This window comes from Methylobacterium tardum, assembly GCF_023546765.1.
GTDB classification, from domain to species: Bacteria; Pseudomonadota; Alphaproteobacteria; order Rhizobiales; family Beijerinckiaceae; genus Methylobacterium; species Methylobacterium tardum.
The window spans coordinates 201,100-222,353 of sequence record NZ_CP097484.1; the positions used below are offsets into that span (position 1 = coordinate 201,100).

11 protein-coding genes and 3 pseudogenes are annotated in these 21,254 nt (G+C 70.3%); 4 read left to right on the forward strand and 10 right to left on the reverse strand.

What is annotated here, in order from left to right; translation table 11 throughout:
* The first annotated feature begins 17 nt into the window (after positions 1 to 17).
* The 4 genes and pseudogenes from M6G65_RS01025 (at position 18) to guaD (ending at position 6,291) form a co-directional block, all read left to right on the forward strand.
* A complete protein-coding gene (locus M6G65_RS01025; protein ID WP_238198657.1) occupies positions 18 to 851 on the forward strand; it encodes an FAD binding domain-containing protein in 834 nt (277 codons plus the stop codon).
* Positions 842 to 3,586, forward strand: a complete 2,745-nt coding sequence (locus M6G65_RS01030; protein ID WP_250103454.1) for a molybdopterin-dependent oxidoreductase — start codon at positions 842 to 844, stop codon at positions 3,584 to 3,586. The genes M6G65_RS01025 and M6G65_RS01030 overlap by 10 nt, the downstream gene beginning before the upstream one ends.
* Positions 3,577 to 4,922 (forward strand): annotated as a pseudogene (locus M6G65_RS01035) (NCS2 family permease). Before M6G65_RS01030 ends, M6G65_RS01035 begins: the two are co-directional and overlap by 10 nt.
* Positions 4,922 to 6,291, forward strand: a pseudogene (gene guaD, locus M6G65_RS01040) (guanine deaminase). The pseudogenes M6G65_RS01035 and guaD overlap by 1 nt, the downstream one beginning before the upstream one ends.
* On the opposite strand, the gene M6G65_RS01045 reads toward guaD, so the two are convergent.
* The 10 genes and pseudogenes from M6G65_RS01045 to M6G65_RS01090 all read right to left on the reverse strand — a co-directional run bounded on the left by M6G65_RS01045 (position 6,267) and on the right by M6G65_RS01090 (position 20,959).
* A complete protein-coding gene (locus tag M6G65_RS01045; protein WP_250103455.1) occupies positions 6,267 to 6,713 on the reverse strand; it encodes a PTS sugar transporter subunit IIA in 447 nt (148 codons plus the stop codon). The pseudogene guaD and the gene M6G65_RS01045 sit on opposite strands and share 25 nt — an antisense overlap.
* A 45-nt stretch (positions 6,714 to 6,758) precedes the next feature.
* Positions 6,759 to 7,481: a response regulator transcription factor gene (locus tag M6G65_RS01050; protein WP_238198646.1), complete on the reverse strand. Its 723-nt coding sequence runs from the start codon at positions 7,479 to 7,481 to the stop codon at positions 6,759 to 6,761.
* On the reverse strand, positions 7,478 to 10,195 hold the full coding sequence (locus tag M6G65_RS01055; RefSeq protein ID WP_250103456.1) for a sensor histidine kinase: 2,718 nt from the start codon (positions 10,193 to 10,195) through the stop codon (positions 7,478 to 7,480). Before M6G65_RS01055 ends, M6G65_RS01050 begins: the two co-directional genes overlap by 4 nt.
* Positions 10,196 to 10,455: 260 nt before the next feature.
* A complete protein-coding gene (locus M6G65_RS01060; protein ID WP_238198642.1) occupies positions 10,456 to 11,061 on the reverse strand; it encodes a K(+)-transporting ATPase subunit C in 606 nt (201 codons plus the stop codon).
* A 22-nt stretch (positions 11,062 to 11,083) separates the two neighbouring features.
* Entirely contained in the window at positions 11,084 to 13,174 is a 2,091-nt protein-coding gene (kdpB, locus tag M6G65_RS01065) for a potassium-transporting ATPase subunit KdpB (RefSeq protein WP_250103457.1), read from the reverse strand.
* A 138-nt stretch (positions 13,175 to 13,312) separates the two neighbouring features.
* Positions 13,313 to 13,501, reverse strand: a complete 189-nt coding sequence (locus M6G65_RS01070; protein ID WP_238198638.1) for a hypothetical protein — start codon at positions 13,499 to 13,501, stop codon at positions 13,313 to 13,315.
* A 1-nt stretch (position 13,502) separates the two neighbouring features.
* On the reverse strand, positions 13,503 to 15,218 hold the full coding sequence (gene kdpA / locus M6G65_RS01075) for a potassium-transporting ATPase subunit KdpA (protein WP_238198636.1): 1,716 nt from the start codon (positions 15,216 to 15,218) through the stop codon (positions 13,503 to 13,505).
* Positions 15,219 to 15,240: 22 nt separating this feature from the next.
* Entirely contained in the window at positions 15,241 to 15,345 is a 105-nt protein-coding gene (locus M6G65_RS01080) for a K(+)-transporting ATPase subunit F (RefSeq protein WP_209578313.1), read from the reverse strand.
* A 333-nt stretch (positions 15,346 to 15,678) separates the two neighbouring features.
* On the reverse strand, positions 15,679 to 16,728 hold the full coding sequence (locus tag M6G65_RS01085; protein WP_250103458.1) for an ABC transporter substrate-binding protein: 1,050 nt from the start codon (positions 16,726 to 16,728) through the stop codon (positions 15,679 to 15,681).
* Positions 16,729 to 17,228: 500 nt separating this feature from the next.
* Positions 17,229 to 20,959, reverse strand: a pseudogene (locus M6G65_RS01090) (vitamin B12-dependent ribonucleotide reductase).
* Positions 20,960 to 21,254: the final 295 nt, after the last annotated feature.

Consider the following 21,254-nt stretch of genomic DNA (forward strand, 5'->3'; position numbering starts at 1 on the left):
CGGCAGACGAGCGGGGAATGGACCTCAACACGATTGAGACGGTTCTCCGGCCGCGCAGCCGGTCCGACTTGCCCGCGTGGCGGGCCGGCGATGCGTGCCTCGCGGGCGGGACATGGCTGTTCTCCGAGCCGCAGGTTGAAACGCGGCGCCTCGTCGACCTCGCGAGCCTCGCGTGGCCGCCGCACGCGATCGACACGGACGGTCTCGTTCTGGCCGCCACCTGCACCTTCGCGCAGCTCGACCGCCTGGACCTGCCGCAGGCCTGGATCGCGGCACCGCTTGTCGGGCAATGCTGCCGCGCCCTGCTCGGCTCGTTCAAGATCTGGAACACCGCCACTGTCGGCGGAAATCTCTGCCTCGCGCTGCCGGCAGGGCCGATGATCGCGCTCGCCACCGCGCTGGAGGCCACCTGCGCGATCTGGTCCGCGGATGGCGGCGCGCGGCACGTGCCCGTCGAGGACTTCATCCTCGGAGCCCAGCGCAATGCCCTGAAGCCGGGCGAGATCCTGCGCAGTCTGTCGATGCCGGCCGCCGCCCTGATGCGCAAGACCGCGTTCCGGCGGATCAGCCTCAGCCCGAACGGGCGGTCGGGGGCTCTTCTGATCGGGACACGGGATCCAGCCGGCGGCTTCGCGCTTACCGTCACCGCGTCCGTGCGGCGCCCGGTACGTCTCGTCTTTGCCGGCCTGCCCGAGCGCGCGGAGGTCGTGACCGCTCTAGAGCAGGCGATCCCCGACGCCCTCTACCATGACGACGTCCACGGACGGCCGGACTGGCGCCGCCACGTCACCCGGCACCTCGCCGGCGAGATCCGCGACGCGCTCGCGGAGGACACGGGCCGATGCGGCTGACCGTCAACGGCCTCGCCCAGGAGCGCGAGCCCCGCCCGGGGCAATGCCTGCGCACGTATCTCCGCGAGGCGGGCTGGTTCGGCGTGAAGAAGGGCTGCGACGCGGGCGATTGCGGCGCCTGCACCGTCCATCTCGATGGCGAGCCGGTCCATAGCTGTCTGATCCCCGCCTACCGCGCCGAGGGGCGGAGCGTGACGACGATCGAGGGCCTCGCGGGTCCTTGCCGTCCGGAGGAGACCGAGCCGACATCGTTCCATCCGATGCAGGCGGCCTTCCTGGCAGCGCAGGGCTTCCAGTGCGGGTTCTGCACCCCGGGCATGATCATGACGGCTGCGGCCCTGAATCAGGGCCAGAGGCAGGATCTCGGCACCGCCCTCAAGGGCAATCTCTGCCGCTGCACCGGCTACCACGCCATTCGCGACGCCATTGCGGGAGCCGGGCACGCGGTGGCAGCGGGGTCCGACCTCCACCCGGTCGGCCAGAACGTGGCCGCGCCGGCCGCGCCGCTCGTGGTGTCCGGGCGGGCCCGCTTCACCCTCGACGGGCCGCCGACCGATGCGCTGCATCTGAAGGTCCTGCGCTCGCCGCACGCCCATGCCCGCGTCGTGGCGATCGGCGACGCGGCGGCGCGCGCCGTCCCGGGCGTGGTCGCGGTGCTGACCCATGCGGACGCGCCGCCGGGCCGGTTCTCCACCGGCCGCCACCAGGATCCGCGGGACGACGCAGCAGATACCCGCGTCCTCGACCCGATCCTGCGCTTCGTCGGGCAGCGGGTCGCGGCCGTGGTCGCCGAGACCGAGGCCGCCGCGGAGGCCGGCTGCCGGGCCCTGCGCGTGACCTACGAGGTCCGCCCGGCGCTCCTCGACCCCGATCGCGCCCTGGCGGACGACGCGCCGTGGGTCCACGATCCGCGCGACCGGCCGGGTGAGGACGCCCGGCCGCACGGGCTTCACCCGAACCTCGCCGCGGAGGTGCACGGCGAGGTCGGCGATGTGGAGGCGGCCTTCGCTGCGGCCGATTTCGTCTACACGGACACATTCCATTCGCAGCGCGTCCAGCACGCAGCCCTCGAGACGCATGGCTGCCTCGGCTGGCGTGCCGAGGACGGGCGCCTGACGCTCCGCACGAGCACGCAGGTCCCGTTCCTGACTCGCGACGCCCTCTGCGACCTGTTCGGCCTTGAGCGGGACGCGGTGCGTGTCCTGTGCGGCCGGGTCGGCGGCGGCTTCGGCGGCAAGCAGGAGATGCTGACCGAGGATCTCGTCACCCTGGCGGTCCTGCGGACCGGCCGTCCGGTGCGCTGGGAGCTAACCCGCCAGGAGCAGTTCACCGCGACCACGACCCGCCACCCGATGCGCGTGGCCGTGAAAATCGGCGCTCGCCGGGACGGGACCCTGACGGCGATCAGCCTCGACGTCCTGTCCGACACGGGGGCCTACGGCAATCACGCGGGCGGCGTGATCCACCACGGCTGCAACGAGGTTCTGGCCGCCTACGCCTGCCCGAACAAGCGGGTCGACGGCTACGCGGTCTATACTCATACGCTGCCATCCGGCGCCTTCCGGGGCTACGGCCTCAGCCAGACGATCTTCGCCCTCGAATCCGCGCTGGACGAGGTCGCCCGCGGCCTCGGGATCGATCCGTTCGCCCTGCGCCGGATCAATGCCGTGAAGCCCGGCGACGCCATGGTCTCGAACAGTCTGGAGCCGCACGACGTGGTGTTCGGCAGCTACGGCCTCGACCAGTGTCTGACCCTGGTCGAGGACGCCCTGCGGGCCGATCCCGGGCCGGAGCCGGAGCCCGGCTGGCTCAGCGGGACCGGCATGGCGATGGCGATGATCGACACGATCCCGCCCCGTGGCCATCACGCCGACGCGCGGGTCAGCCTCGACGCCGACGGGCACTACACCGTCCGGGTCGGCACGGCCGAATTCGGCAACGGCACCAGCACGGTGCACCGGCAGATCGCGGCCTCGGCGCTGAACGTCGCCCCGGAGCGCGTGCGCGTCGCCGGCGCGGACACCGATGCGGTCGGCCACGATACAGGCGCGTACGGCAGCACCGGCACGGTGGTGGCGGGCCTCGCGACGCTCCGCGCCGCCGAGGCGCTCGCGACAGGGATCCGGGCGCGGGCCGCGGACATGTCGGGTACGGCCCCGGAGACCTGCCGCCTCACCGGCGAGACCGTGGTGACGGCGAACGGATCGCTTCGGCTCGCGGCTCTCGGCCCGCTCGACGCGCCGGGCCGCGCGGACGGCACGCCGCGCTCGGTGTCGTTCAACGTTCAGGGCTTCCGGGTCGCCGTCCACCCGGTCAGCGGCGAAGTCCGGATCCTGAGGAGCGTCCACGCCGCCGATGCCGGCCGCGTCATCAATCCGATGCAGTGCCGCGGCCAGGTCGAGGGCGGTGTCGCGCAGGCGATCGGCGCGGCGCTCTACGAGGATGTCCGGATCGACGCGACGGGGCAGGTCGTGACACAGGCGTTCCGCGACTACCACATCCCGGCCTGCGCCGACGTGCCGGACACCGAGGTGCTGTTCGCCGAAACCCACGACAGCGTCGGCCCGCTCGGCGCCAAGTCGATGAGCGAATCGCCCTTCAATCCCGTCGCGGCGGCGCTCGGCAACGCCATCCGCGACGCGACCGGCATCCGGCTCACCGCTACGCCCTTCGCGGCCGACAGGATCTACCGGGCCGTGGCGGCCGGACGAGGCGGGGGTCAGGAATGGACCTGAAGCGCGACGTGGCTCCGCCGGCCCCGGGCGCTTCCGGATTTCTCGAGCGCACCTTCCGGCTCGCCGAGCACGGCACGAGCGTGCGCACCGAGCTGCTCGCCGGCCTGACCACCTTCCTGACGATGGTCTATATCGTCTTCATCAATCCGAGCATCCTGGCGGATGCCGGCATGCCCCGAGGCGCGGTCTTCGTGGCCACCTGCCGGTGGCGGCGCTCGGCTCGATGATCATGGCGCTCTACGCCAATTATCCGATCGCCCTCGCGCCGGGGATGGGACTCAACGCCTACTTCACCTACGTCGTGGTGCAGGGCCTGGGCTTCTCGTGGCAGGCGGCGCTGGGCGCGGTGTTCATCTCCGGCCTGTGCTTCCTGGTGGTCACGCTCACCGGCCTGCGGGCGCTCATCGTCGACGGGATCCCGTCCTCGATGCGCATCGCCATCACGGTGGGCATCGGTCTGTTCCTGGCGATCATCGCGCTCAAGAACGCCGGCCTGGTCGCGGCGAGCCCGGCGACCTTCGTTACCCTGGGCGACCTGCACAAGCCCGAGGCCATTCTGGCGGTCATCGGCTTCCTGATGGTCGCCGTACTGTCCGCCCGGAAGGTGCGGGCGGCGCTGCTCTCCAGCATCCTGACCGTGACGGTGCTGAGTTTCGTCTTCGCGGGCAACACCTTCCAGGGCATCGTCTCCCTGCCGCCCTCGCTCGCCCCGACGCTGTTCGCCCTGGACATCACGGGTGCCCTTTCGGCAGGGCTGCTCAATGTGATCCTGGTGCTGTTCCTCGTCGAGCTGTTCGACGCCACCGGCACGCTGATGGGCGTGGCGGGCCGCGCCGGGCTGCTGACCGAGGGCCGGATGCGCCGTCTCGACCGGGCGCTGATGGCCGATTCCGCCGCGGTCTTCGCGGGCTCGCTCCTCGGGACATCGAGCACCACCGCCTACCTCGAGAGCGCCTCCGGGGTGGAGGAGGGCGGCCGCACCGGCCTGACCGCCGCGACGGTGGCGGTGCTGTTCCTGGCCTGCCTGTTCTTCGCCCCGCTGGCCGCCGCGGTCCCGCCCTACGCCACGGCGCCGGCCCTGTTCTACGTGGCCTGCCTGATGCTGCGCGAGCTGGTGGAGCTCGACTGGGACGATCTCACCGAGGTCGTGCCGGCCTGCGTGACGGCGCTGCTGATGCCCTTCACCTACTCGATCGCCACCGGCGTCTCGTGCGGCTTCATCACCTACGCGGCGCTCAAGCTCCTCGCCGGCCGCGCCCGGGACGTGAAGCCGATCGTCTGGGTGATCGCGGCCGTGTTCCTGTTCAAGTTCGTCGAGACCGGCGGGGCCCATTGATGGCCGGCGCCGCCTCCGCCCAGCCGATGCGGTCCGCAGCCTTGCGGGGACGCGCCGCGAGCCTCACCGGAAACCCGTTCCTGGCCGAGGGCTGCCTGCATCACATCGAGGACGCGCTGATCCTGATCGAGGGCGGCCGGATCGCGGCGTTCGGCCCCTACGCGGACACGATCGGCCGCGTGCCCGAGGGCGTGCCGGTCACGGAATACGCGAACGCCCTGATCCTGCCGGGCCTGATCGACACGCACGTCCACTATCCGCAGCTTCAGATGATCGCGTCGTACGGCGAGCAGCTGCTGGCCTGCTCGACAAGTACACCTTCCCGGCCGAGCTGGAATTCGCCGATCAGGCCCATGCCGAGCGGGTCGCGAAGCTGTTCTTCCGCGAGATCCTGGGCGCCGGCACAACCACGGCGGCGGTCTACTGCACGGTCCATCCCGGCTCGGTGGAGGCGTTCTTCGCCGAATCCGAGCGCTTCAACACCCGGATGGTCGCCGGCAAGGTGCTGATGGACCGCAACGCCCCCGCGGCCCTGCTCGACACGGCCCAGCGCGGCTACGACGAGAGCCGGGCCCTGATCGCGCGCTGGCACGGGCGGGGCCGCCAGCTCTACGCCGTGACGCCGCGCTTCGCCCCCTCCTGCACGCAGGCGCAGCTCGACGCCGCCGGCGCACTGCTCGCCGAGCATGATGGTCTCTTCCTGCAGACCCACCTGTACGAGACCACCGACGAGGTCGCCTGGGTGATGGACCTGTTCCCGGATCGGGCGAGCTACCTCGACGTCTACGCCCGCGCGGGACTGGTCGGGCCGCGCTCGGTCTTCGGCCACGCGATCCATGTCGGCGAGGACGATCTCTGCACCTGTCACCAGGCGGGGGCGGCGCTCGCCCATTGCCCGACCTCGAACGGCTTTCTCGGCAGCGGCCTGTTCCGCCTGTTCGACGCGCAGGATCCGCGGCGGCCGGTGCGGGTCGGCCTCGGCACGGATGTCGGGGCCGGCACGACCCTGTCGCTGCTGAAGACGCTGGGCGACGCCTACAAGGTCGCCGCCCTGCAGGGGACCAAGCTCGACGCGCTGCGGGCCTTCTGGCTCGCCACCCTGGGCGGGGCGGAAGCCCTGCGCCTCGACGACCGGATCGGCCGTATCGCCCCGGGCTACGAGGCCGATCTCTGCGTCCTCGACCTCGCCGCGACCCCGCTCCTCGGCTTCCGCACCGGGACCTGCCGGGACATCGAGGAGCTGCTCTTCGTCCTGATGATCCTCGGCGACCACCGCACCGTGCGGGCGACCTGGGTGGCCGGCGAATGCGTCTACGACAACCGGCGCACCGGCGATCCGCTGCGCTACCCGCCGGTCACCGCCGCGTAGAGGGCCGCCGCGTCCCGGGCGCCGCGCAGCGCCGCCGCGGTCTCGGGATCGCGCAGACGCCGCGCCACGCAGGCGAGGGCGTTCAGCGGCTCGTGCCGGGCGGGCGCGGGCAGGAGCAGCAGGAAGACGAGATCGACCGGGTTGTCGCCGACCGCCTCGAAATCGATCGGCTCGCGCAGGCGGGCGAGGATCCCGTACGGCCGGGAGACGGCCTCGAGCCGGGCATGGGGCAGCGCGATGCCGTCGCCGATCCCGGTCGAGCCCAAATGCTCACGTCGGGCGAGCGCCGGCAAGATCGCGTCCGGGCCGATGCCGAGGGCCGCCGCGGCGCGCCGGGCCAGGTCTTCGAGCAACGCGTTCTTGGTGGCGGCGCGGAGGCCGACGAGTACGTCGGACGGCGCGAGGAGTTCGTCCACCGTCATCGCGCGGGGCTGCCGGTGCTCAGAAGCTTCATCCGATCCTCGGGGTCAGGGCGCGGCCGCGCCGTCGGCGGCGCGCGGCGCCGGCTCGTCGTCGGGCGCGCGCAGGCGGTAGCCGACGCCGGTCTCGGTCAGCAAGATTCGGGGACGCTCGGGATCCGCCTCCAGCTTCTGGCGAAGCTGGCGCACGTAGACGCGCAGGTATTGCGGGTCGGACGAGGACGAGACCGAGCGCATGAGCTGGGCGTGCGTCAGCACCTTGCCGGCATGCAGCACCAGGACGCGCAGGAAATCGTATTCCCGGGGTGTCAGCTTCACCTCGGCTTCGTCGATCTTGACGATGCGCCGGATCAGATCGACCGAGAGGTTGTCGACGCGGAAGATCGGTCGCTCGCCCCGGGCGGCGAGCTGGTGCCGCATGGCGGCACGCAGGCGCGCCAGAAGCTCCGCCATGCCGAACGGCTTGGTCACGTAGTCGTTGGCACCGAGATCCAGCGCCTCGACCTTGCCGCCCTCGTCGTCGCGGCTCGACAACACGACGACGGGCAGGTCGGGATGACTCGCCCGAATCGTCCGCAGCAGGTCGTGACCGCGCATGTCGGGCAGGCCGAGGTCGAGGATCACCAGATCGACGCCCTCGCGGCCGAGCAGCGCCAGGGCGGACCCAGCATCGGGCGCTTCCAGGACGGCGTAGCCCTGCGTGGCGAGGCCCATGCGCAGGAGCTTGCGGATCGGCGGCTCGTCGTCGACGACCAGAACCTTCGGACTCATGCGGCGATGTCCCTGGGCGCGCTGCGGGCGGGAACCGGCAGAGCGATGGTGAAGCAGGCGCCGCTTCGGTCGCGCCGGTTCGCGGCCGTGACGGTCCCGCCCATCGCCTCGACGAAGCCGCGGGAGATGGCGAGCCCCAGCCCGGTTCCGGCCCGGACCCGGTCGCCCTTCCGGACGCGGTAGAACTTGTCGAACACCCGCTCGACATCCGCCTCGGGCAGGCCGTCGCCCTCGTCCAGCACGGCGATCCGGACCCGGTCGCCCTCCCGCCGCGCTCGGACCGTCACGGTCGAGCCTCCGGGCGCGTATTTCGCGGCGTTGTCGAGGAGGTTGACCAAAACCTGCTCGAACAGGACCGGGTCGAGCGCCACCGCCGGCAGGTCGGGATCCACCGCCACGGCGACGCGGTGGTCGGCGAGGATCTTCTGCGTACGGCGCAGGGCGGTATCGATGGTCTCGGCCACGTCCTGGGCGGAGAGGTTCGGCGCCACCGCGCCGGCCTCCAATCGGGTCATGTCGAGAAGGTTCGCGATGAAGCGGTTGAGCCGCTCCGACTCCTCGATGATCGTCGCCAGCAGCTCCGCCTTCGCGTCCGCGGGCAGCGCCGCCTCGAGGTCGCGCAGCGTGCTCGCCGCGCCCAGAACCGAGGCGAGGGGCGTGCGCAGGTCGTGGCTGATCGAGGTCAGCAGCGCCTGGCGCAGGCGGTCCGTCTCCGCGGCGCGCTCGGCCCGGTCGAGATCCTCCACAAGCCGAACCCGCTCGATGGCGAGCGCGCCCATGTCGGCCAGGGCGTCGAGGAGGCGGCGGCCCTCCGGCGACAGGATCGGTCCGGTGCCGTCGGAATCGAGGCCGATCACCCCGATCGTACCGCGCCCGGTCCGCATCGGCAGGAACAGGCGCTTGGCGCCGGGCAGCGTGTCGGCGCCGCGGCCCGCGGGCCGGTCGTTGGCGAAGGCCCATTGCGCGGCCGCGAGGTCGGCCTCGCCGAGCATGTCCTCGGGCGGGTAGCCGGCCCGGACCGTCACGGCCTGGCCTTCGGGCAGCAGGAGGACCACGCGCACCTTCAGCATCGCGGCGACCTGGGCGCAGGTGGCCCAGAGCACGTCGCCGAGGGTCCCGCAGGCGGCGAGCTTGCGCGAGAAGCCGAACAGCCGCTCGGTGGCCCGCGCGCGGCCCTGGCTGACCACCGCCACCCGGCGAGCGCGGGCGGCGAGATTCGAGACCAGCACCGCCACCAGCGTGAACAGCAGGAAGGCGGCGACGTTGGTCGGGTCGGCGATGGTCAGCGTGTAGACCGGCGGCAGGAAGAAGAAGTTATAGGCGAGCGAGCCCGCCACCACGGCGGCGAGGGCCGGCCCGAGCCCCCAGCGCACCGCGACCGCGACGACAGCGGTCAGCAGGAAGAGATCGGCATTCTCGACGCCCGCATAGGGCTGGGCGAGGATCGCCGCGCCGAGTCCCGCGGCGACCGCCGCCAGGGCGATGACATAGGGCCGCGCCTCGAAGCTGGACCGCGGAGCGGCCAAAGCCACGGCGCGGCGCGGCGGCGTCTCGGCCGGCACGGCCTCGCCGGGGACCACGTGCACGCTGATATTGCCGCTGCGCCGCACGAGATCGTGCACCACCGAGCCGTTCACGAGCTCGAACAGCCACGACCGGTTCGCCTTGCCGACGACGATGTGGTTGACGTTGGCGGAGCGTGCATAGTCGAGCACGTCGTCGGCGATCCGGCGTCCGCCCGGCAGGGTGACGGCGTCGCCGCCGAGCCGATCGGCGAGCCGCAGGGCCTCGGCGATGCGGTCGCGCTGCACCTCGTTCAGGGCGGCCGCCCGCGCGCCCTCGATCGAGAGCGCCGTCCAGGGTGCGTGCAGGCGGTCGGCCAGGCGCTTTGCGTAGCGCACGAGGCCGGAGGAACGCGGATCCTCGTTCACGCAGACCAGCACGCGCTCACCGGCGGCCCAGGGGCCCGCGATGGCGTTGGCCCGCATATGGCTGAGGAGCTCGTCGTCGACGCGATCGGCGGTGCGCCGGAGCGCCAGCTCGCGCAAAGCCGTCAGGTTGCCGCGGGAGAAGTAATGCTTCAGGGCGCGCTCGGCATGGGTCGGGACGTAGACCTTGCCGTCCTTCAGACGCTGAATCAGGTCGTCGGGGTTGAGGTCTACCACCTCGATGTCGTCGGCCCGGTCGAGGACGCCGTCCGGCACCGTCTCGCGCACCCGGATGCGGGTGATCGACGCAACCACGTCGTTGAGGCTCTCGACGTGCTGGATGTTGAGCGTCGTCAGGACGTCGATGCCGGCATCGAGCAATTCCTCGACGTCCTGGAAGCGCTTCGGGTGACGCGAGCCCGGCGCGTTGGTGTGGGCGAGCTCGCCGACCAGCACCAGAGCCGGCCGGCGGGCGAGCAGCGCGTCGAGGTCCATCTCCTCCAGCACGGTGCCGTGATACGGCACCGCCCGACGCGGGATCATCTCGAATCCGTCGAGCAGCGCCTCGGTCTCGGCGCGGCCGTGCGTCTCGACCACCCCGACCACGACGTCGAGCCCGGCCTTCAGCCGGGCCCGGCCGATGGTCAGCATCTCGTAGGTCTTGCCGACGCCGGGGGCGGCGCCGAGGAAGACCTTGAGCCGGCCGCGCGTCCGCTCCTCCCGGCGCACCGCTTCGAGCAGGGCATCGGGCGAGGGACGGGCAGGGTCGCGGCCGGTCTCGGGCATGATCGCCATCTTAGCAAAACGCCGCGGCCAGCGCGGAATCGTCGCGTCATTGCGAGCAAAGCGAAGCAACCCAGGGCAGCGGGACGCCGGTGGACGTGGCGCTGCTGGATTGCTTCGCTTCGCTCGCAAAGACGAAGCGGAATTAGCAACACGCCGTTTCGAGGTCCGTCCAAGCGATTGAACCTCACGCGCCATGTCCGTCAGGCCAATCGACAGCGATCCGGTCTGACGGGGTGTTCCGACAGAATGTCAGACTCGCCTCAGCGAGCGGCGAGCCCGTCGACCGCCAAGTTCAGCGCCAGGACGTTGACACGCGGCTCAGCCAGAATACCGAGCATGCGGCCCTCGATGCGCGACGTCACGAGGTCGCGCACGCGCTCCTCCGGGATGTTGCGGGCCTTGGCGACCCGGGGAACCTGGAAGTAGGCGGCCTCGGGCGAGATGTCCGGGTCGAGGCCGGACCCGCTGGTCGTCACGAGGTCGACCGGCACCGGGGCATTCGCGTTCTCGGCCTTGAGCGCATCGACATCGCCCTTCACCCGCTCGGCCAAAGCCGCGCTTGTCGGGCCGAGATTCGAGCCGGAGGAATTGGCCGCGTTGTAGGGCGCCGGCACCGTCTTGGAGGCGTCAGCGGGATCCGGCGCCGTCGTGGCCGAGGGCCGGCCGTGGAAGTAGCCGGCACTGGTGAAGGTCTGGCCGATCAGGCTTGAGCCGATCACCGCGCCGTCGCGCTCGATCAGGCTTCCGGCGGCCTTGGCGGGGAAGATCGCCCCCGCGAGGCCGGTCATGGCGAGAGGGTAGGCGAGGCCGGTGATCACCGTCAGCGCGGTGAGCAGGACCAGGGCGGGGCGAAGCTGTCTGAGCATGGCGGGTCTCCGTGGGACCGGATCAGGCGAGGTGGAGGGCGCTGACGGCGAGGTCGATCGCCTTGATGCCGACGAAGGGCACGAGGACGCCGCCGAGCCCGTAGATCAGCAGGTTCCGGCGCAGCAGCGCGGCCGCGCCGACGGCGCGGTAGGTGACGCCGCGCAGGGCCAGCGGGATCAGCGCCACGATGATCAGCGCGTTGAAGATGATCGCTGACAGGATCGCGCTCTGCGGCGAGGCGAGGTGCATCACGTTGAGCGCCTGCAGCTGCGGGTACAGCCCCAGGAACATCGCCGGGATGATGGCGAAGTACTTCGCGACGTCGTTGGCGATCGAGAAGGTCGTGAGCGCGCCGCGGGTCATCAGCAGCTGCTTGCCGATGCCGACGATCTCGATGAGCTTGGTCGGGTCGCTGTCGAGATCGACCATGTTGCCGGCCTCGCGGGCCGCCACCGTGCCGGTGTTCATGGCGACGCCGACGTCGGCCTGGGCCAGCGCCGGGGCGTCGTTGGTGCCGTCGCCGCACATGGCGACGAGCTTGCCCTGCGCCTGCTCCTTGCGGATCAGCGCGAGCTTGTCCTCCGGCGTGGCCTGGGCGAGGAAGTCATCGACGCCGGCCTCGGCGGCGATCGCCGCCGCGGTCATCGGGTTGTCGCCCGTGATCATCACGGTGCGGATGCCCATCTGGCGCAGTTCCGCGAAGCGCTCGCGGATGCCGCCCTTCACGATGTCCTTGAGGTAGATCACGCCGAGCAGCCGCCCGTCGCGGGCGACCGCCAGCGGCGTGCCGCCGGCCTTGGCGATCGCCTCCGCGATGGATCGGATCTCGGTCACGAATCCGCTCTCGGCTTCCGGACGGAACGCCAGGGCAGCGTTGGAGCCGTGGGTGGCCATGGGCTGCGCCGACACGGAAGCGATGACCGAATCTACCGCACCCTTGCGGATGGACGAGCCGTCCAGATCGACGCCGGACATGCGCGACTGGGCGGTGAACGGCACGAAGGTGGCGTTCAGCGCGGCCATGTCGCGGGCCCGGAGCCCGTACGTCTCCTTGGCGAGCACCACGATCGAGCGGCCCTCCGGCGTCTCGTCGGCCAGGGAGGCGAGCTGCGCCGCATCGGCGAGGTCCCGCTCCGACACGCCGGAAACCGGGCGGAACTCCGTGGCCTGCCGGTTGCCGAGCGTGATCGTGCCGGTCTTGTCGAGGAGCAGGGTGTCGACGTCGCCCGCCGCCTCGACGGCGCGCCCCGACATGGCGAGCACATTGAAGCGGACAAGCCGGTCCATGCCGGCGATTCCGATCGCCGAGAGCAGCGCGCCGATGGTCGTCGGGATCAGGGTGACGAACAGGGCGACGAGGACGATCACCGGAATCGCGCCGCCCGCGTAGCTCGCGAAGCTCGGGATCGAGGCCACCGCGAAGACGAACACGAGCGTCAGGCCGGCCAGCAGGATGTTGAGGGCGATCTCGTTCGGCGTCTTCTGGCGCGCGGCGCCCTCGACCAGGGCGATCATGCGGTCGACGAAGGTCGAGCCCGCTGCCGCCGTGATGCGGACCTTGATCTGGTCGGAGAGGACCTGCGTGCCGCCGGTCACCGCCGAGCGGTCGCCGCCGGATTCGCGGATCACCGGGGCGGATTCGCCGGTGATGGCGGCCTCGTTGACGGAGGCCACGCCCTCGATCACCTCGCCGTCGGAGGGGATCAGGTCACCGGCCTCAACCAGCACCACGTCGCCGACCTTCAGGGTCGTGCCCGGCACCGTCTCGTAGGCGAGGCCCTGGCCGGTGAGGCGCTTGGCCGTCATCTCGGTGCGGGTCCGCCGCAGGCTGTCGGCCTGGGCCTTGCCGCGCCCCTCCGCGAGGGCCTCGGCGAAGTTGGCGAAGATCAGGGTGAACCACAGCCAGAGGATGATCTGGCCGGAGAACGCGAGGTCGCTGCCGCCGGTGAGGAGGTCACGGGCGAACAGCACGGTGGTGAGGAGGGCCACGACCTCGACCACGAACATGACCGGGTTTCGGATCATGGCGCGCGGATCGAGCTTTCGAACCGAGCCGAGGAGGGCCGGCCCGACCAGGGCGGCGCTGAACAGGGATGATGTCTGACGCGACATGGGAGATGTCCGGAGGAGAGATGGAAGAGAGGCTGCCGTCCTGGCGAGCGGAGCGAAGCAATCCAGAGCCGCGCTGTGTCCGGAGGCGTCGAGCCGCCGTGGGACGCTCCGCTGCGCTCGTGATGACGGCAGAGAGGCTCAGCCCACGACGCCGAGGGTCAGCGCGTAAGCCGCCAGCAGGGCGAATCCGCCGAGCAGGACGACGCCGAGGAGCGCCAGCACGAGATCGGACGTCCGCACCGCCTGGGCGCGGTCGCTCCGCCGCGGCTGCCGGTGCAGCACGAGGTGATGGCGCGGCAGGCGCCGGGCGGGGAGGGCGCGCGGCATCTCAGCCCCCGGTCGCGAAGGTCTGGCCGGCCGCGCCCGCAAGGTGCTCGACCACGGGGCCCAGCGCCAGGGACGGGAAGAAGGTCAGGCCGCCGATGATCAGGATCACGCCGACCAAAAGCCCGACGAACAGACCGCCATGGGTCGGGAACGTGCCCGCCGAGGCCGGGACCCGCTTCTTCGCGGCGAGCGAGCCCGCGATGGCGAGCACCGGGATCTTCACGAAGAACCGCCCCACCAGCATGCCGATGGCAAGCGTGCTGTTGTAGAACAGCGTGTTGGCCGTGAGCCCGCCGAAGGCCGAGCCGTTGTTGGCCGCCGCCGAGGTGTAGGCGTAGAGGATCTCGGTGAAGCCGTGCGGGCCGGCATTGGCCGGGCCGGCGAGGCCCGCCGGCAGGACGGTCGCCAGCGCCGTGAAGCCCAGCATCATCAGCGGAAGGCAGAGGATGCCGAGCATGGCCATCTTCACCTCCTTCGCCTCGATCTTCTTGCCGAGGTATTCAGGGGTGCGGCCGACCATCAGGCCCGCCACGAAGATCGCCACGATCACGAAGATCAGCATGCCGTAGAGGCCGGCGCCGACACCGCCGATAATGATCTCGCCGAGCTGCATGTTGAGCAGCGGGATCAGGCCGCCGAGCGCCGTGAACGAGTCGTGCATGGCGTTGACCGCGCCGCAGGAGGCCGCGGTCGTGATGACGGCGAACAGCGCGGAGGCCGCGATGCCGAAGCGGGTCTCCTTGCCCTCCATGTTGCCGCCGGTCAGCCCGAAGCTGTTGAGGACGGAGCTGCCGCTGGCCTCAGCCCAGTAAGTGACGGCGACGCCCGCGAGGAACAGGATCCCCATGGCGCCGAGGATCGCCCAGCCCTGGCGCTCGTCGCCGACCATGCGGCCGAAGACGTTGGAGAGCGCGGCGCCGATTACGAAGATCGAGACCATCTGGACGAAGTTCGACAGGGCAGTCGGGTTCTCGAACGGGTGCGCGGCGTTGGCGTTGAAGAATCCGCCGCCATTGGTGCCGAGCATCTTGATCGCCACCTGGCTCGCCACCGGTCCGAGCGCGATCGTCTGCTTGGCACCTTCCAGTGTGGTGGCGTCGGCGTAGGCACCGAGCGTCTGCGGAATCCCCTGCCAGACCAGGAACAGCGTGTAGGGGATGCAGATCGGCAGCAGCACGTAGAGGTTCGCGCGGGTCACATCGACCCAGAACGAGCCGATCGTGCCGGTGGAGGCCCGGGCGAAGCCCCGGATCAGCGCCACCGCCACCGCGATGCCGGTCGCCGCCGACAGGAAGTTCTGGTGCGTCAGCCCCAGCATCTGGGTCAGGTACGACAGCGTGGTCTCGCCGCCGTAGGACTGCCAGTTGGTGTTGGTGATGAAGCTGGTCGACGTGTTGAACGCGAGGTCCGGCGCCACCGCGGACTGGTCGGCCGGGTTGAGCGGCAGCACCGCCTGCAGCCGCAGGATCGCGTAGAGCACCGCGAAGCCCAGCACGTGGAACAGGATGACGGCGCCGGTATAGGCGAGCCAGTGCTGCTCCTGACGGTCATCGATGCCCGACACGCGGTAGAGCCCGCGCTCGACGGGGCCGAGCACGGGCGACAGGAAGGTGCGCTCTCCGGTGAAGACCCGGGTCATGTACGATCCGAGGGGCTTCACGAGCGCCAGAACGACCGCGCAGTAGAGCGCGATCTGGATCCAGCCGTTGAGGTTCATGGGGAGGTCCGTGCGCAGCCGCTCAGAACCGCTCGGGGCGGACGAGGGCGTAGGTGAGGTAGACGAGGAGGCCGGCGGTGACGCAGGCGCCGAGGGCGAGGTCGAGGCTCATGGCGGCCTCGCTCACAGCCGCTCGCAAGCCGCGGCGTAGCCGGCCGCGGCAGCGAAGAAGGCGAGTCCCCCCGCGAGGAAGACGATGTCGAGCATGGTGGTCGGGTCCGGTTCGGCGGACCGGCCGCGGAGGCTCCGCGATCGGTTCCGGCCAACCCGGACAGTGGCCCCGAACCGCGTTAGGGTTCGAGGCGGGGACGGGGCGGATCTTATAAGGGTGGCATTAGGATTGGGCCGTGCCGACCGTCCCTACCGGCCGCGCGAAGCACGTCGTCGGCGCACGTGATGTCGGCGCGGGCCTCGGTGAACGGCCCTCCGGCAGAAACCTGATTGACGCGCCCGGTCGTTCTCAGCTTCCGGGGAGATCGTGAACCTCGCCGAAGAAGAACTCTTTCCAGCTGGTCGGCTTCTGCTTAATGTAGCCGGCGCGCGAGAAGAACTGCGCGGCCGGGAGCAGGTTTTGCGGCGCCGCGGAGAACACCATGCCGGGCCGCGCGATCAGGGCCGCGAGGGCGTCCGCCGAGATGCTCTCCTTGTTGACCTCCAGGTAGATCCTGGCCGCGGCCGGCTTGTCCGTGTCGATCAGGGCGATGGCCTCCTTGATCGCGCCGACGAACGCCGCGATGACCTTCGGATTGGCGTCGTGGAAGGTCGTCGTGCTGTAGACGCAGCCGTTGGTCAGGGGGCCGCCCATCACCGCGACCGAGTCGAGGACCTCGTGGACGCCCGACATGGCGAGCTCCTGGTCCTGATACGGCGGCTGCGAGAAGTGCGCGGTGACGCCGTTGTTCTTGTTCTGGAGCGCGATCATCGCGTCGGGATGCCCCATGCCGACGGTCATCGCGTTGAACTTCTCCAGGGCGCCGGCCCCGAACTCCTTCTCGACGGCGATCCCCAGCACCACGGGCTGCGTTCCGACCCGGATGGTCGGGACCGCGATCCGGTCGGCCGGTCCGAAATCCGCCAGCGTCTTCACGTTCGGGTTGTTGGTGACGAGCTTCATCGGCAGGGCGCCGGTCGCCACGACACCCTTCACTCGCCCGCTCGTCTTGCCCCACATGATCAGCATGTTGGGACCGCCGCTGATCACCATGTCGACGCCGCCGGACAGCAGCGCGTCGTTGCTGGCGCCGCCATTGGTCAGGCGCGTCCACGTCACCCGGAGGTTGTCGATCCCGGCAGCCTTGGCGTGCTTCTCCACGAGGCCGAGCTTCTCGGCGATCACGGCCGGCAGGTAGGACAGGCCGGGCTGCTTCGCGATACGCAGCTCGCCCGCCTCGGCGCGCGCGGCGCCCGACCGGATCAGAGGCGCTCCGAAGGCGGCGGCCGAGAGGCCGGCCCGGAGGAGTGTCCGCCGGGTGGAGCCGCAACGATCTGTCTTGGTGTCGCCGGAACGCATGCAGCCCTCGTCTCGGAAGGATGATCCAGCCGGTCTCGCCGGCCCAATGGCGTCCTGACGCTACTGCATAAGGGCAACGGCGGGTAGGCGGATGCTGTATTCAGATGAGACAGAAGGATCGGTGTCGCGTGTGCAGGCCGCAGGGCGGCCCGAGGCGGAATCCGGTCAGAGCGTTTGGCGCGTGTGACGCGCTCCGCTCGCAAAGCACGACGCGGCCGCGAGCACGTCATTCCGGGACTGCGCAGCAGGGCCCGGAATCCAGAACCGTCGACGACGCCATGCTGCGCACGCGTCGCGGTTCTGGGTTCCGGGCTCGCCTGCGGCGCCCCGGAACGACGGCGTTCGGTTGGCCTCGGCCCCCGAAGCGCACCCTGTGCCTTGAACGCGGAAGGGCCGACTTGCCGCGAGGAGCAAGCCGGCCCATCGATCTCCCGTAAGGGGCTACCGGTCACCGTCGGGCAGCGCGGTCACCGCCCCGCCCGAGGGCACCGATATCCGGTTTACGAGCAGCCGGTGGTGCTCCCGCAGGTGTCGCACTTCAGGCAGGTGCCGTTCCGGACCAGCGTGAAGTTCGCGCATTCCGGGCAGGCCTCGCCGACGTAGCCCTTCATCTTCGCCTCGGCACGGCGGTCGGCGACCGTCCGTTCCGCCTTGGCGAAGGGGAGGGAGTCGGCGATCGTCTCGGCCTGTCCGGCCAAAGCCGGCTCGGCCTTCAGCGCCGTGCTGCCGCGGATCGCGTGGACCGTGCCGCCGGCCGGGGCCGACTGGCCGGCGCTCGCCGCACCGACACCCAGGTTGCCGCCGGCCGGGCCGCCCTGGATCAGGGTGAGCCGATCGGCCGAGCCGCGGAGCAGGCCGCGGGAGACGACCGAGGAGGCCGGCGCCGGCTTCGGACCCTCACGGGTCGTGTCGCCGCTCTCGCCGCCGCCGATCACCGTGCCGCCGATCTCGGCGGGGCTGACATGGGCGAGGTCGGCGCGGCCGAGATACGAGACCGCCAGCTCGCGGAACACGTAGTCGAGGAGCGAGGTCGCGTTCTTGATCGCGTCGTTGCCCTGGACGAAGCCGGCCGGCTCGAACCGCGTGAAGGTGAAGGCCTCCACGTATTCCTCCAGCGGCACGCCGTACTGGAGGCCGAGCGAGATCGCGATGGCGAAGTTGTTCATCAAGCTCCGGAAGGTCGCGCCTTCCTTGTGCATGTCGATGAAGATCTCGCCGAGGCGGCCGTCGTCGTACTCGCCGGTGCGCAGGTAGACCTTGTGGCCACCGACGACCGCCTTCTGGGTGTAGCCCTTCCGGCGGGCCGGCAGCTTCTCGCGGGAGCGGATCCGCTCGACGCGCTCGATCACCCGCTCGACAATCTTCTCCGCGGCCGCGGCGGCCTTGGCGGCGGCCGGTGCCTGGATCAGGGCCTCGATCCCCTCATCCGCCTCGTCGTCCTCATCGGAGATCAGGGCGGCGTTGAGCGGCTGCGACAGCTTGGAGCCGTCGCGGTAGAGGGCGTTCGCCTTGAGGGCGAGGCGCCACGACAGCAGGTAGGCCGCCTTGCAATCCTCGACCGTGGCGTCGTTCGGCATGTTGATGGTCTTGGAGATCGCCCCCGAGATGAAGGGCTGCGCCGCCGCCATCATGCGGATGTGGCTCTCGACCGAGAGGTAGCGCTTGCCGATCCGGCCGCACGGGTTGGCGCAGTCGAAGACCGGGTAGTGCTCGACCTTGAGGAAGGGCGCGCCCTCCAGGGTCATCGCCCCGCAGATATGGGTGTTGGCGGCCTCGATCTCCTTCTTGGAGAAGCCGAGGAACGGCAGCAGCTCGAAGGTCGGGTCCGCGAGCTTCTCGGCCGGGACCTTCAGGGTCTGGGTCAGGAAGTCGTCGCCGAGCGTCCAGCGGTTGAACACGAACTTGATGTCGAAGGCCGACTTGAGGCCCTTCTCCACCGCGGCGATCTTCTCGTCGGTGAAACCCTTGGCGCGCAGCGTCGTCGGGTTGATGCCCGGCGCCTGGCCCATCGAGCCGTGGCCGACCGCGTAGGCCTCGATCTCGGCGATCTCGGATTCACGGTAGCCGAGCGCCCGCAGGGCGTCCGGAGCGGCTTGGTTGATGATCTTGAAGTAACCGCCGCCGGCGAGCTTCTTGAACTTCACCAGGGCGAAGTCGGGCTCGATGCCGGTGGTGTCGCAGTCCATCACGAGGCCGATCGTGCCGGTGGGCGCGATCACGGTGGCCTGCGCGTTGCGGTAGCCGTGCTCCTCGCCGAGCTTCAGCGCCCGGTCCCAGGCGGCGCGGGCATGGTCGCCCAGATCCGCCTGCGGGATGTTGGCGTGGTCGAGGGCGACCGGCGCCACGTTCAGGAACTCGTAGCCCTCGGTTTCGCCATGCGCGGCCCGGCGATGGTTGCGGATGACCCGCAGCATCGCGTCGGCATTCTCCTCGTAGGCCGGGAAGGTGCCGAGCTCTGCGGCCATCTCGGCCGAGGTGGCGTAGGCGACGCCTGTCATGATCGCGGTGAGCGCGCCGGCCAGCGCCCGGCCCGCGTCGGAATCGTAGGGCAGGCCCATGGTCATCAGCAGGCCGCCGATATTGGCGTAGCCGAGACCGAGCGTCCGGTACCGGTAGGACAGCTCCGCGATCTCCTTCGACGGGAACTGCGCCATCATCACCGAGATCTCGAGCACCACCGTCCAGAGGCGGTTGAGGTGCTCGAACGCCTCCACGTCGAAGCGCTTGGTCTCCCGGTCGTACATCGTCAGCAGGTTCGCCGAGGCGAGATTGCAGGCGGTGTCGTCGAGGAACATGTACTCGGAGCACGGGTTCGAGGCCCGGATCCGCCCGCCCGCCGGGCAGGTGTGCCAGTCGTTCATCGTGGTGTTGAAGTGCAGGCCCGGATCCGCCGAGGCCCAGGCGGCCTCGCCGATCCGCTCCCAGAGGTCGCGGGCCTTCAGGGTCTTGGTGACCTTGCCGGTGGTGCGGGCCTGGAGGGACCAGTCGGCATCCGCCTCGACGGCGCGCAGGAAGTCGTCGGTCAGCGAGACCGAGTTGTTGGAGTTCTGGCCGGCCACCGTGAGGTAGGCCTCCGAATCCCAGTCGGTGTCGTAGACGGGGAAATCGATCTTGGTGAAGCCCTGGCGGGCGAACTGCACGACGCGCTTGATGTAGGCGTCCGGCACCGAGGCGCGGCGGGCGGCCTTGATCTCGCGCTTGAGCGCCGGGTTGCGCTCGGGATCGAAGCAGGCGTCGCCTTCGGCCTCGCACTGGGTGCAGGCCTTCATCACCAAGTTCAGGTGCTTGGAGACGACCTTGGAGCCGGTCACCAGGGCGGCGACCTTCTGCTCCTCCTTCACCTTCCAGTCGATGAACGACTCGATATCCGGATGGTCGATATCGACGATCACCATCTTGGCGGCGCGGCGCGTGGTGCCGCCCGACTTGATCGCGCCGGCCGCCCGGTCGCCGATCTTGAGGAAGCTCATCAGGCCGGACGACTTGCCGCCGCCGCCGAGCTTCTCGTTCTCGCCGCGCAGCATCGAGAAGTTGGAGCCGGTGCCCGAGCCGTACTTGAACAGGCGCGCCTCACGCACCCACAGGTCCATGATGCCGCCCTCGTTCACGAGGTCGTCCTGAACCGACTGGATGAAGCAGGCATGCGGCTGCGGGTGCTCGTAGGCCGAGGCCGACTTGGTCAGCACGCCGGTCTGCGGGTCGCAGTAATAGTGGCCCTGGCTCGGGCCATCGATGCCGTAGGCCCAGTGCAGGCCGGTGTTGAACCATTGCGGCGAGTTGGGCGCCACCATCTGGCGGGCGAACATGAAGCGCAGCTCGTCCATGAACGCCGAGGCGTCGTCCTCCGACGAGAAGTAGCCGCCTTTCCAGCCCCAGTAGGTCCAGCAGCCGGCGAGCCGGTCGAAGACCTGCGTGGCCGAGGATTCGGAGACGAAGCGCTCGTCCTCCGGCAGCTCGGCCAACGCCGCCTCATCCGGCACGGAGCGCCAGAGGAAGGACGGGACCGCGTTCTCCTCGATCTTGCGCAGCCGCGCCGGGACGCCCGCCTTGCGGAAGTACTTCTGCGCGAGCACGTCGCTCGCCACCTGCTCCAGCTCTCCGGCACGTCGATGCCGTCGAGGCGGAAGACCACCGACCCGTCGGGGTTGCGGATCTCGCTCAGCGCCTTGCGGAACGGGATGCCGGCGTAGGGCGACTGGCCGGCCGTGGTGTAGCGACGCTCGAACCGCATGAAACACACCTCTCCCGACGAGACACGACGGTCCCGTACCCGCGCGAAGCGGGGTCTGTGCCCAATATTGGGATTCGCGCCCGAACACGCCCGGCAGGGGGTCGTGGCTCGGTCTCACGAACGAAATCTAGGAACGGTCGCCCCTGACCAACGCACCACAATCCAGGGGTGCGACCGATGCAGGGAGATTACCGCCGCCTTTGCTCTCACGTCAACAAGTGGTGTTCGGCACGCTTGTTCCCCGCTAGATGTTGTGCCGGCTCGCAAAAGCCTGTGGATATCGTCCGCGGCGCGG